This window comes from Staphylococcus intermedius NCTC 11048, assembly GCF_002902385.1.
In the GTDB taxonomy this organism is placed as follows: Bacteria; Bacillota; Bacilli; order Staphylococcales; family Staphylococcaceae; genus Staphylococcus; species Staphylococcus intermedius.
The window spans coordinates 135,488-148,657 of sequence record NZ_PPQH01000040.1 but is presented as its reverse complement, the minus strand read 5'-3'; the positions used below and the strand labels follow the sequence as shown (position 1 = coordinate 148,657).

The 13,170-nt window shown below is 36.4% G+C and carries 15 protein-coding genes and 2 other annotated features; of the genes, 2 read left to right on the top strand and 13 right to left on the bottom strand.

The window, feature by feature from the left end; all coding sequences use genetic code 11:
* Positions 1–57: 57 nt before the first annotated feature.
* From rpmA to CD138_RS09390, 7 genes are all read right to left on the bottom strand, one after another.
* Entirely contained in the window at positions 58–342 is a 285-nt protein-coding gene (gene rpmA, locus CD138_RS09415; protein ID WP_014613716.1) for a 50S ribosomal protein L27, read from the bottom strand.
* A 10-nt stretch (positions 343–352) separates the two neighbouring features.
* Positions 353–673 (bottom strand): ribosomal-processing cysteine protease Prp, encoded by a 321-nt coding sequence (locus tag CD138_RS09410; RefSeq protein WP_019169496.1) that lies wholly within the window; start codon positions 671–673, stop codon positions 353–355.
* 2 nt (positions 674–675) lie between these two features.
* The gene (gene rplU, locus CD138_RS09405; protein WP_019169495.1) at positions 676–984 is read right to left on the bottom strand and encodes a 50S ribosomal protein L21; all 309 of its coding nucleotides are present in this window, start codon (positions 982–984) and stop codon (positions 676–678) included.
* Between the two features lie 12 nt (positions 985–996).
* Positions 997–1,069, bottom strand: a sequence feature (ribosomal protein L21 leader region).
* Positions 1,070–1,104: 35 nt separating this feature from the next.
* The gene (gene mreD, locus CD138_RS09400; protein ID WP_019169494.1) at positions 1,105–1,620 is read right to left on the bottom strand and encodes a rod shape-determining protein MreD; all 516 of its coding nucleotides are present in this window, start codon (positions 1,618–1,620) and stop codon (positions 1,105–1,107) included.
* Positions 1,620–2,456: a rod shape-determining protein MreC gene (gene mreC / locus CD138_RS09395; protein ID WP_019169493.1), complete on the bottom strand. Its 837-nt coding sequence runs from the start codon at positions 2,454–2,456 to the stop codon at positions 1,620–1,622. Before mreC ends, mreD begins: the two co-directional genes overlap by 1 nt.
* A 217-nt stretch (positions 2,457–2,673) precedes the next feature.
* A complete protein-coding gene (locus CD138_RS14240; RefSeq protein WP_019169492.1) occupies positions 2,674–2,835 on the bottom strand; it encodes a hypothetical protein in 162 nt (53 codons plus the stop codon).
* A gap of 66 nt (positions 2,836–2,901) precedes the next feature.
* The gene (locus tag CD138_RS09390) at positions 2,902–3,378 is read right to left on the bottom strand and encodes a DUF4930 family protein (protein ID WP_019169491.1); all 477 of its coding nucleotides are present in this window, start codon (positions 3,376–3,378) and stop codon (positions 2,902–2,904) included.
* Positions 3,379–3,546: 168 nt separating this feature from the next.
* Here CD138_RS09390 and CD138_RS14235 point away from each other — a divergent pair, with 168 nt between their 5' ends.
* Positions 3,547–3,702: a hypothetical protein gene (locus CD138_RS14235; protein WP_019169490.1), complete on the top strand. Its 156-nt coding sequence runs from the start codon at positions 3,547–3,549 to the stop codon at positions 3,700–3,702.
* A 362-nt stretch (positions 3,703–4,064) separates the two neighbouring features.
* Here CD138_RS14235 and radC read toward each other — a convergent pair whose 3' ends face one another.
* The 4 genes from radC to CD138_RS09370 all read right to left on the bottom strand — a co-directional run bounded on the left by radC (position 4,065) and on the right by CD138_RS09370 (position 9,564).
* Positions 4,065–4,748 (bottom strand): RadC family protein, encoded by a 684-nt coding sequence (gene radC / locus CD138_RS09385; RefSeq protein ID WP_019169489.1) that lies wholly within the window; start codon positions 4,746–4,748, stop codon positions 4,065–4,067.
* A complete protein-coding gene (locus tag CD138_RS09380; RefSeq protein ID WP_019169488.1) occupies positions 4,745–5,461 on the bottom strand; it encodes a prepilin peptidase in 717 nt (238 codons plus the stop codon). Before CD138_RS09380 ends, radC begins: the two co-directional genes overlap by 4 nt.
* Positions 5,462–5,653: 192 nt before the next feature.
* On the bottom strand, positions 5,654–6,922 hold the full coding sequence (locus CD138_RS09375; protein WP_019169487.1) for a bifunctional folylpolyglutamate synthase/dihydrofolate synthase: 1,269 nt from the start codon (positions 6,920–6,922) through the stop codon (positions 5,654–5,656).
* Between the two features lie 11 nt (positions 6,923–6,933).
* A complete protein-coding gene (locus CD138_RS09370; protein ID WP_019169486.1) occupies positions 6,934–9,564 on the bottom strand; it encodes a valine--tRNA ligase in 2,631 nt (876 codons plus the stop codon).
* Between the two features lie 38 nt (positions 9,565–9,602).
* Positions 9,603–9,828: a binding site (T-box leader), on the bottom strand.
* A 58-nt stretch (positions 9,829–9,886) separates the two neighbouring features.
* Between CD138_RS09370 and CD138_RS09365 the strand changes: the two genes are divergently transcribed.
* Positions 9,887–10,435, top strand: a complete 549-nt coding sequence (locus tag CD138_RS09365) for a DNA-3-methyladenine glycosylase I (RefSeq protein WP_019169485.1) — start codon at positions 9,887–9,889, stop codon at positions 10,433–10,435.
* A gap of 89 nt (positions 10,436–10,524) precedes the next feature.
* Here CD138_RS09365 and CD138_RS09360 read toward each other — a convergent pair whose 3' ends face one another.
* Positions 10,525–11,622 carry an AbrB family transcriptional regulator gene (locus tag CD138_RS09360; protein WP_096559693.1) on the bottom strand — a complete coding sequence of 366 codons (1,098 nt, stop codon included), beginning with the start codon at positions 11,620–11,622 and terminating at the stop codon, positions 10,525–10,527.
* A 261-nt stretch (positions 11,623–11,883) separates the two neighbouring features.
* Positions 11,884–13,170, bottom strand: coding sequence for a glutamate-1-semialdehyde 2,1-aminomutase (gene hemL / locus CD138_RS09355; RefSeq protein WP_019169483.1), 1,287 nt, complete (start codon positions 13,168–13,170; stop codon positions 11,884–11,886).

Below are 13,170 nucleotides of genomic sequence, written 5' to 3'. Positions count from 1 at the left end.
CGTTTAATATAAAAAATAAACACCAGAAGTTACCTTCTGGTGTCAAAGATTGACAAATTATTCAGCAACTGCATAAACAGAAACTTGTTTTTTGTCTCGACCTTTACGTTCGAATTTAACAACGCCGTCGATTTTAGCGAATAATGTATCATCGCCACCACGACCTACGTTTTCACCTGGGTAAATCTTAGTTCCACGTTGACGGAATAAGATAGAACCACCTGTAACGAATTGACCATCAGCACGTTTAGCACCTAAACGTTTAGATTCAGAGTCACGACCGTTTTTAGTAGAACTTACCCCTTTTTTCGATGCGAAAAATTGTAAGTTTAATTTTAGCATGAGTTACACCTCACTTCAGATTTAATTTAATATACTCATTATATTCTTCTTCAATTGTTTGTAAAGAAATAAGTAACGATTGGAGTATCAACTGAGCCTGCTCGTTATTCGTATCCACAGCTCTCACATGAAAATACCCACCATCTTCAGAATAATCAATATCTGGACGTTCAGAAGTTAAGCCGATAATGGCATTCACACTACCAAAAACCACTGCTGATGCACCTGCACAAACAATATCTTGACCGTGTTCACCATAATCTGCATGACCATCCATAATGACATCTGTGATTTGACCTTCGTCGTTTACTTTAATATCAACATTAATCATAATTATGCATTAATCTTGTCGATTGTTAATTTAGTGTAAGGTTGACGATGACCTTTTTTACGTTTAGAGTCTTTACGACGACGGTAAGTGAAAACAGTAATTTTCTTACCACGACCTTGTTTGTTAACAGTTGCAGTAACTGTCGCACCTTCAACTGTAGGCGCGCCAACTTTAACGTTGTCTCCACCAACAAATAAAACTTTATCAAAAGTGAAAGTGTCACCTTCGTTTACGTTTAATTTCTCAACGAAAATCTCTTGACCTTCTTGAACTTTGATTTGTTTTCCACCTGTTTCAATAATAGCAAACATACTTTGCACCTCCTATATTATAAGTCACGCCATACATAGGTGACAAAATGTACTTAAACCTATGTTTGAGCGGTTGTATGTAGCTATGAACTACTCAACTATTGCATCATACCATTCGTTTTACTTCGTGTCAATAGAACGATTAGGATTTAAAAAATAGTTTGCAGCGAAGTAAAGGAATATCAGTAAAAGTCCATTGAGCAATAACGTAGGCAATATGCGAAATACTATAAATTGACCGAAATTGAAATCAACGAATCCAACAATCATATATAGCATGACGACAAAAATTTCTAGAAAAACAACACCGATTAACGTCATAACAAAGACCATCACATGATCACGGAAAAACACTTTTAAAAATTTATCAGCAAATAATATAGAAACAATATAACCAAATAGGTAAACGCCATATATTTGTCCGAAAAACAAATCATGAACTGTTCCTAATAACACACCGAGTATTAAAGCAATACTTGTATTTTTATATACTGTGACCAAAACCAAAAATAAGAACACCAGATGAGGCACTAATATAAAACGTTGTCCCCCTATCATGATGGGTGATAGGAAAGTTAAAACGGTATCTAGATAAAACATAAGTATCGCAACGAGAATATAGTAAATGGATTTCATTATGATTCGTCACCCTCATCGCTAACAATCGTTTTAGGATCTCTCTTTGCAATATAGACGTGATCAAAATGGTTGATGTTAGCGCCTGTTTCAACCGCTACTTGTTTTGATAAGCCGTATTGATCATTCTGCACTTTTTTAACTTCACCTATGTAAAGCCCTTTAGGTAACTGGTCGCCTAAGCCACTCGTCACAACTTTGTCTCCCGCTTTGATGTCTTCATTATTATCGATATCACTAATAATGAGGTGATTCGTTTTCTCATCAAAATGATCAATCAAACCAAAAACTTCATGACCATCATGTTGTACATTGACAGATAACCGGTTTGTGCGTCCTTTTGTCGAGATTAAATGAATTTGAGATGAAAACTGATTCACTTTAGCAACTCGACCGACTAAACCATCTGCTGTCATCACTGCCATATTTTCTTTGATGCCAGATTTTTTACCTTTATCAATGACAATCGTATTTAACCATTGGTCCGGTTGTCGCGCAATGACAGCTGCAGTCACAGGTTCATATTCAGAAATATCACTCATATTTAATTCTTTTTTGAGATTTTTATTTTCTGATTTAAGACGTTCATTTTCAGCTTCTAATTGTTTTTCTTTATTCGTCGGCTTTTCAGTCTTATGAAAAATGTCTGTAATGGTACCAGCCACAAAATGAATGGGATAAGAGAAAACCCTTTGTCCAAAAGAAGTGGTATCACTGACATACTGTTCTGGAACTGATTGTGAGTGCGAACGAATTGATAATCCAATTAAAGCGATAAATAATATTAATGCACAAAACAACACAACGAGTTTGTTGTTTTTAAAAAAATTGGACAACCTCAACACCTCAAATTTTATTTCATTGTATGTACTGTTATTATTTTATATTACTCGGGAATGTAAATAAAGTCCCATGCTGTCATTATTCACAAATATCTATCAGAACTTAGGCTTTCACCTCATAGCGATGATTCGTACAGTATGATGAAAATAAAAAAAACGAAGTAGAAATGGATACGCCACCTTAAGATTTCTACCCCGCTTCTATTTACGCTTATGATGATGATTGTTTCGATTGTTGTTGATGCGATTTTTCTTCGTCTTCTTTATACAGCGTTTCATCTTTACGCCATTTCGCAAATAAGTTTTGAGCTTTTAACTGCTCATTACTTTGTTGCGGTTGATGGTTGTCAGACATCGTAAAATCACCTCTCATTAATCAGTCTCATCTATAGCCTAACTTATCCAAAGTGTTATCTCAAGGGTAAAACTTTATCATACATTAATCATCATCGTCTTGTTGATATTCACTTATAGGCTTCATTTGAATTGACGTCCCGAGTTGGTTGAGGTCATAATAAAGGTCGTGTTCTGTTGTATAGACACGCATTGAGTCGTCACCAAAACGATACAAAATAAACTGTGTTCCTCGCTGTGCAATTAAAAATTCTTGATCATATCCCATACGCGTCATTTCATTGACTTGCATGAATTCATATTTATCAATCCAGTTAAATACATTTCTCATCTGACTTTTAGGCATATTTCTAAAAATGTCATTTTCACTTTGAATATAACGCCTTCCATTTAATGGCACAAGATACCCTTCATCATCAGTCACTTGGTAAACTTCTTTATCTCCAACAGGATTCCATGGTTCATTTTTAAAATTGGGAACGAACTTTAATACTGCAAAAACGAGGGCGATGAGTAATACCATTATCATCAACAATTTAATAAGACTTTTGATTATTCGCATGAATGCCCTCCTATATTCTTTATCATCAACACTACTCTTTTACATTATACGTTATATTATAATGAATAAGATATTTAAAGGCATCCATCCAAAGCATGATAAATATAACTTTAGAACGATGTGGATATTTCGTAAATTTACTACAATATTAATAAAGGAGTGACACAAATGAATATAATCGCATTATTTATCATCATTTTACTGGCCGTAGTACTATTTAGAATTAGCATTTCAATTATTGGCTTTTTAATTAGACTCGGCTTAATGATATTAGTTGTCTATCTTGGGTATCAATTATTTTTATGGATTGCAACCTATTTCTAATCACATGAAGATAGCGGCGCACAAACGAGAATGGGCATGAATATTTAAGCCCATTTCCTCGTATCAAAAGTTTATCTTTTCTAATTAACAATTTTTGAGATCAATTGGATAAATGGGAGATTTCTGAAATATTGTTATAAGTAAACAACCATTCTTTCATGATTTTAATAATGGTTCCTGATTATCATATCCAATTCGCCATTCATCAAACGTATTCAACACCCCAGATCATTTGAGTTGAAGTCCCCCACATATACGAAACTCTGGTGACAATTGTATCACAATCTTTAATAAGGACGATTTAAGGAGTATGGATTCTATTAGATAACCGAACATTTTTTATCCCCCATCCTCCTCCCATGTTACGTTTCGTTAATCGTGCTCACAATTGATACATAAGATGTTTCTCCAATCACAATATGATCTAATAGCTCTATCCCCATTGCATCTCCACACGCAATCAAGCGTTTTGTCGTTTCAATATCTGCTTCTGAAGGTGTCGCATCACCTGATGGATGGTTATGAATAACAATAATGGCGTTAGCTGACCACTTCAAAGCTGTTTTAAACACCTCTCTAGGATGTATGATGGCACTATTTAATGTTCCTATAAACAGTGTTTGTTCATGTACAATTTGGTTTTTCGTATTTAAAATGAGTAAAATAAAGTGTTCTTGATCATAATCCTTAAATTTCGTATAGTAACGTTCTGCAATTTGGCTAGGAGAATGAATGGGTTCAGATAAATACTGCTTTTTATCCTCTCCTAAGCGACGTGATAGTTCAAATACAGCGAGTAATGTTATTGCTTTATTGTGTCCAATGCCAACAAACCTTTCTAATTCAACTAAAGACATATTTCGAAGTGTTGTTAACGATTGACATTGCGCTAAAATATTCGAAGCAACTTGTATACTTGAACAACCTTTGCTACCCGTGTTAATAATAATCGCAAGTAGTTCAGTATTTGATAGCGCTTGACTCCCAAATTGAACAAGACGCTCTTTCGGTTTTTCATTGGATGATAAGTCTTGAATACGTGTCATAAAAATCCTCCATAAAACGAAATCAATCGCGGATATAGCGTAGAAACAATAAAAAAAGCGATGAAAATTGCAGGCGCAAGTGGTACACGCCTTTGTTGTATCCATTTGAACACGAATGAAATCGGTAATAATAATAAACCTATTGGAAAAATGAGTTCTAAAAACAAAAGTAAAAACGACATTGGAAAAAAGAAAATGACGACGAGGAACAGTTTAATATCTCCCATACCAATATAATTTTGTTGAATGCACCCTAGAAGAAAAACGGTCAACCAAAGTAACATGTGAGGTACGTCTAAATAAAATGATGGGTGTAATGTCACTAACAAAATGCAGATTAAAGCAAGATATCTGTGAGGAATCATTTGTGTTTGGACATCTATAATTGCAATAGCAAGTAGGAGTATGGTCATCGTGTAAAATGTACAAAGCGGAATGTATACAGGCATTAATAAGGGATAAACCATCAAAAGTCCACCTAAAACTTCACCTACAAGTAGCGATAAAGGAATCTGATGTTGGCAATGACGACACCTTCCTTTTAACCGACAAAAACTAAAAATAGGTATTAAATCGATTAAGTTTAACTCTTGATGACACGTTTCACACTTTGATCTTTGAAAGCAATATTTTAGTTTTAATGAAGGATGGTCAGCAAATTGCAGTAAGAAGCTCATTAAAATACTGCCACCAAATAATAAAGCGACAATCATTCACACACCTCCACAACGCCGTCGAATCTTGTCACAACACCGGCATTTCATTGAATGCATTTATTATATGCACAACGATGTAAAGCGTCAAATCGCCAGAAATCATTATTTGCTGCGCTAAAAATGAATAGAATGAAAAACCACCTTAAATATATCTCGATTTTTCGAAATACATTTAAGGTGGTTCAATTTTTATGAATTAAAGTCAACTTTAGATTTAACTTCACTGATGAAATAAAGACTTCCTGTAATCAGTAATACATCACCATCATAGTCTTTGATAAATGAAACATAATCATCCACCATCGTTTTTTGTCCAAATTCAACTTCATCATATAACGTCTGTTTAGGGAGTGCTTTCGGAAAGTCAAATCCCGTAACATATATATGCTGTGCAATACTTTGGAAAGCGTCTAACATATGGTGTATCGGCTTTCCTTCAATGGCTGCAAATAAGATGTCAACTTTGGGTGCATCATAATATTTTTCAATTGTATCCACTAACGCGTCAACACTTTCTTTATTATGTGCGCCATCAATAATAATCAGCGGTTCATTCGAGACACGTTCAATTCGACCAGTCCAGTATGCATGTTCAATCCCTTCAATCATTTTGTTGAAGTCCAATTGAATTTTTTCTTGCTCATACAACTCAATTAAAGCAGTAATGGCGAGTGATGCATTTTCCTTTTGGTGCTCGCCAACCATGTCTAACGCTAAGTTTTCTAATTCATAATCTTTATAACGATAAGTGAATTCGTCCTCTTCTGATTTAATTAAAATATCGCGATCGAATTCTAAAGCTTTTGCATCTAATCGTTCAGCAGTATCTCTAAAATACTTCAGTGCTTCTTCGTTTTTAATGGCATAAACAATTGGCGTTTTCGGTTTAATAATTGCTGCTTTATCTTTAGCAATGTCTAGGTATGTTTGCCCAAGGATGTCCGTATGATCTAAACCAATACTCGTTAAAATACTCATCAAGGGCTGAATCACATTTGTAGAATCGTTTTTGACACCTAGCCCGGCTTCAACAATAACAAAATCAACTGGATGAAGCTCGCCGAAATAGAGATACATCATCGTTGTGATAATCTCAAATTCGGTCGCAACGCCTAACTCAGTTTGTTCCTCCATCATTTCACTCACCGGTTTCACACGAGCCACTAGCGCTACTATATCTTCGTTTGTAATTGGTAAACCATTTAAACTGATTCGTTCATTAAATGTTTCGATATATGGAGACGTAAAAGTACCTACTTGGTAATCATTTTTGAGTAAAGCTTCACGTAAATATGCAACGGTAGAACCTTTCCCGTTTGTTCCACCTACATGAATAGCTCGGATGTACTGTTGTGGATTACCAAGTTGATCAAGCATCCATTCCATACGTTTTACACCTGGTTTAATGCCGAATTTTGTTCTTTCATGTATCCAATATAAACTGTCTAGATAATTCATAACTAAGACTCCTACGCTTTTAATTGTTCGATTCTCGCCTTAACACCATCATACTTCTCTTGATATTTTACTTGTTTCTCTTTTTCTTCATTAATGACGTGCTCAGGTGCTTTATTCACAAAGTTGTCGTTTGATAATTTTTTATTAACGCGATCTAACTCTTTTTGCCATTTTTGTAAATCTTTCTCTAGACGTTCTAATTCCTTGTCCATATCAATGAGACCTTCAATAGGTAAAATAACTTCACCTGCAGCAACGACAGTCGTCATTGCTTTATCCGGAATATCAATTTGTGTTTCAATTTCAAGGATACTTGGGTTACAGAAGCGTTCCAAGTAATGTTGGTTTGTCTTTAATAATTGTTGAACTGTATCATTTTTAGCTTGAATTTTAATTGGAATCTCTTTAGATAAAGGAGTATTCACTTCTAAACGTGATTGACGGACAGATTTAATAATTTCCACTAATTGTTCCATCACATCTTTACTTTCTTCAAACATCAATGATTGATCCACTGTTGGCCATGCACTTGTCACAATAGATTCACCTTCGTGCGGTAAGTTTTGCCAAATGTGTTCAGTGACAAACGGCATAAATGGATGTAATAAACGCATCATTCGATCTAAAGTATAGCTTAATACAGAACGCGTCACATTTTTCTGATCTTCATCGTCACCGTTCATTGGAATTTTACTCATTTCAATGTACCAGTCACAGAACTCGTCCCAAATAAAATTATACAATACGCGACCCACTTCGCCAAATTCGTACTTGTCGCTTAGCTGTGTGACCGTTTCAATCGTTTCATTCAAGCGCGTCAATATCCATTGATCTGCAACTGATAAATTGCCTGATAAATCAATATCTTCAAATTTGAATGTGTCACCAATATTCATCAAACTAAAACGTGCAGCATTCCAAATTTTATTTATGAAGTTCCATACTGATTCAACTTTTTCTGTTGAATAACGTAAGTCATGACCTGGTGAAGAACCTGTTGCCAAGAAATAACGAAGACTGTCAGCACCATATTGATCAATGACGTCCATTGGGTCCACACCGTTACCTAATGACTTACTCATTTTGCGCCCATCTTCAGCACGGACTAAACCATGTAATAAAACGTCATTAAATGGCTTTTGTCCTGTGAACTCTAAACCTTGGAAAATCATACGTGCAACCCAGAAGAAAATAATGTCGTATCCCGTTACTAATACATTCGTTGGATAGAAACGTTTAAAGTCTTCTGCCTCTTCATTCGGCCAACCGAGTGTTGAAAATGGCCATAACGCACTAGAGAACCACGTATCAAGGACATCTTCATCTTGTGTCCAATTTTCAATATCGTCTGGTGCTTCTTCGCCAACAAAAATTTCACCTGTTTCATTATGGTACCATGCAGGAATTTGATGTCCCCACCATAATTGTCTTGAGATTGTCCAGTCACGAATTTCTTCCATCCATCGATTGAATGTTTTTTCGAAACGTGGTGGTACAAAATCAATACGTCCATCTGTTTTTTGATTGTTTAATGCTTGTTCAGCAAGTGGCGCCATTTTAACGAACCATTGCGTCGATAAATAAGGCTCAACAACAGCACCTGAACGTTCAGAATGACCTACTGAATGTACATGGTCATCGATTTTAATGACTAAACCTTCTTCTAACAAGTCTTTAACAAGTTGTTTACGACACTCAAAACGGTCCATGCCTTCATATTTGCCGGCTTCAGCGTTCATGCGACCCGCTTCATCCATTACAACAATACGTTCTAAATCGTGGCGATTCCCAATTTCAAAGTCATTCGGGTCATGTGCAGGTGTTACTTTCATCGCACCACTACCGAACTCTTTGTCTACATAATCATCTGCAATAATTGGCAATTCGCGACCAACGATAGGTAAAATGACTTTTTTGCCGATCACATCTTGGTAACGTTCGTCATCAGGATTAACGACAATCGCTGTATCACCTAGCATCGTTTCAGGACGTGTCGTTGCAATTTCCATATAACCTTCACCATCAGCAAATGGATATTTGAAGTGATAAAACTTACCATTTACGTCTTCATGAACAACTTCAATATCAGACAATGCTGTTCTCGCAGCTGGATCCCAGTTAATGATACGCTCACCACGATAAATCAATCCTTTATTGTACATATCAACGAACACTTTACGCACAGCTTTGCTTAGGCCAGCGTCCAACGTAAAACGCTCTCTAGAATAATCTAAACCAAGACCTAACTTCGCCCATTGTTGACGGATAAATGATGCGTATTCTTCTTTCCATTCCCAAGCTTTTTCAAGAAACTTTTCACGTCCAATATCGTGACGAGAAATGCCTTCTTCTCTCATTTTCGCTTCTACTTTCGCTTGAGTTGCAATACCAGCATGGTCCATACCAGGTAAATAAAGTGTTTCATAGCCTTGCATACGTTTCATACGCGTTAAAATATCTTGCAATGTTGTATCCCATGCATGCCCTAAATGCAACTTTCCAGTTACGTTCGGCGGTGGAATCACAATTGTATATGTAGGTTGATCTGACTTTTCATTTGGTTTAAATAATTCTTGATCTAACCATTTTTGATATCGACCCGCTTCAACTTCTTGCGGATTATATTTCGGTTTCATTTCCATTAAAAATCCCTCCAATAAAATAAAAAAACACCTGTCCAAAATAGGACGGATGTTCCGCGGTACCACCTATATTCAATAATGTGGACATAACAAACCCACACTACTGCTCTCTTATGATTAACGCTCATGACACGCTTTAACCTACTCTGAGTTCAATTAAAGTTCGAAACGGGCTACCTTCAGTTAAAACTTTTATGCATTTTCAGCAACCATGCACTCTCTAAAAAAAGTGAATAACTTACTCTTCCCTCACACTATTTTTAATTTCATTCTTATAGTATACTGAAACGACAATGAAGTCAATACAAGGAGGAACGAAAACATGAACCCATGTGCATTTGGTACAAAAGATCCACTTTATCTCGATTATCACGATCACTTCTGGGGCAAGCCACTGTATGATTCACTCGCTTTATTTGAGTTGTTAGCTCTAGAATCACAACATGCGGGTCTTTCGTGGTTAACTATTTTAAAAAAGAAAGAAGCCTATCAACAGGCGTTTCACAATTTCGACCCATATCAAATTGCACAAATGCGCGATGAAGATATTGATGCTTTAATGTCATTCCCCAATATCATACACCATCGTCCTAAGTTAGAAGCAATCGTTGCACAAGCAAAAGGCTATATTCAAATTGAGAAAGATTACGATAGCTTCAGCGCATTTCTTTGGTCATTTGTCGACGGTCAACCGGTTGATTTTAAATATCAGTCCGTTGAAGAACGTATTACTGTAGATGACACTGCAAAAGCATTATCGAAAGCATTAAAAAAATATGGATTTAAGTTTATCGGTCCTGTCACAGCATTTTCGTTTATGGAAGCTGCTGGTATGTATAACAGTCATTTAGTATCATGTCCGAATCGTTAGACGAGGATAGTAAAACCTTTCAATGTCACCATCAATCATTCCATCAAAAAAGGGAATGGGAGATTAAGTTTTCCCACCCCCTTCCTTTTTTATGTCCGATCTCCTTCATTTTTATAATCACTATTTTTACGCTCCAAATATTTCAAATACCAGCTTACAAGTGGCGCAATTAAAAATAAAATAAAGAATATACGAAAAATATGATAACTTGATATCATCGCAACGTCCGCACCGATATCTAACGCAACCAAGACAATTTGACTCATTCCACCAGGTGCTGCACCTAAGAACAACTCATCAATAGAAGCATGATTAATAAATTGAACGAGATAAACCATTACTAAGGCACCCAAAATAAGCATGACATTTTGATAAGCGATCGCGACTGCAATTCGCCCTCTTAATTGATCCGTTAAATGTGCGATTTGAATACCAACACGAATCATATATATAATTTGTGCACCTGCAATGATTGGCGCATCAAGCGTAAAAGTGAGATTCGTTACAAAATTCCAAATAATGAGCACGATAATAGGTGCCATTAACATTTTAGTAGGAAAATGAATCCACTTCATGAGCATATATACGACTGCAATGCCTATTGCGATAAACATGACGTGTTGAATGGTTAAAACATCTGTTAAATATTGCACATTCATTTGCGAGCCACGATTCGAGTGATCGGTTTTAAAGAAAAATGAGATTAATGGCACTAACAATACGACGAAAATGACACGTGATGTTTGTGTTAAACTCACAACAAGAATGTCCGCTTTTTTATTTTCTTCAGCCATGACAATCATCTGACTTAACGCCCCAGGAATCACACTTAAAATAGCCGTTTCACGATTAACCTGTGCGATTTTTCTAAAACCAATAGAGACGACAAGTGCTAACAGTAATATGAGTACACTCACCACAACAATTGCGAGCCAGTCATCTTTAATATCACTTGTCACACTTCTAGTAAATGACGTCCCAATCTGAACACCAAGCATAATTAACCCCAGTTCACTTAACCAAAACGGCCACTGAACATCTCGTTTCAAAACTTTAACGACAAAAATACTCGCCAATATTGGGCCAAACATCCATGGCAACATGATATGCAATGCAAACAATATCCAACCAAATAAAACCGCAATAACTAAAACAAGTATATTATTGAACAATTTATTTTGTGCCATGGCCTCGCCTCCTATCATTTTTAACACAGTGAATCGCGTCGTTGAAATCGCTGTGAATCGACTTCAATGTGTTCATAGCAATCATATATTATACGCTTTTCTATTGAACTTGCAATTCGTAAAACTTATAGCGAATGCTTGTGATCCCCCATGTTCCGTGACTATAAAATCAAAGCGTTCATGCTTTCATCCATTTTACATCATCACAAAAATAAAGGTCGGGAAAACATGTCCCCAACCTCATTCGAATTCGTTATACAATTATTTACCGATACGCTCTAACGCCACGTCAAAAGCGTGCAATGTTTTTTCAATGTCTTCTTTTGTATGTGCAGTCGATAGAAACATGCCTTCAAATTGTGATGGCGGCAGAAAGATGCCTTGTTCGGCAAGTTCACGATACAGTTGACTAAACAATGCTAAATCAGATTGGTTCGCCTCTTTAAAGTTTGTTACTGGTCCTTCATTTAAGAAGAAACCAATCATCGAACCGGCTCTATTCACTGTTAATGGCACTTGATGTTTACCAAAAATTTCAGTTAATCCTTGTTCTAACATATCACCCAGTTCATTAAAATAGTCATAACTTTCTGGTGTGAGTTGGCTTAATGTCATATAACCACTTGTCATTGCTAACGGATTACCTGACAATGTACCCGCTTGATAAATGTCGCCACTCGGTGCAATGTGATCCATAATTTCTTTACGTCCGCCGAAAGCACCTACTGGCAAACCGCCACCAATCACTTTACCTAGGCACGTTAAATCTGGAATAACGTTAAAGTAACCTTGTGCACAGTTGTAACCTACGCGAAATCCTGTCATGACCTCATCAAAAATAAGTAAAGCATCATTTTCTTTCGTAATATCACGTAAGCCTTGCAAGAAATCATTAATAGGTGGTACTACACCCATATTTCCTGAAACCGGCTCTACAATCACTGCTGCAATATCGTCACCAAATTCTTCAAAAGCATATTTAACAGCTTCTAAATCATTATAAGGGACAGTAATCGTATTTTTAGCCGTACCTTCTGGAACACCTGGTGAATCTGGTAAGCCTAAAGTTGCTACACCAGAACCCGCTTTAATTAGCAACGAATCACTATGACCGTGATAGTTTCCTTCAAATTTAATGATTTTGTTTTTACCAGTGTAACCACGCGCTAAACGTAATGTGTCCAATGTTGCTTCAGTCCCAGAAGACACCATTCTCACTTTTTCAATAGAAGGAACACGCTCAATCACTAATTCAGCTAAACGATTTTCTTCTAAAGTAGATGCTCCAAAGCTTGTGCCGCGTTCTACCACATCATGAATCGCTTCAATTACCTTAGGATCACGATGACCTAAAATCAGTGGCCCCCAACTGAGCACATAGTCGATATATTCATTGCCATCAATATCATAAATTCGGCTGCCTTCACCACGCGCCATGAAAATCGCTGGTGTATCTACTGATTTAAATGCTCGTACGGGGCTGTTAACGCCACCTGGCATAAGTTGTTCTGCTTTTTCAAACGCTTTAATTGATTGATTATAACGCAA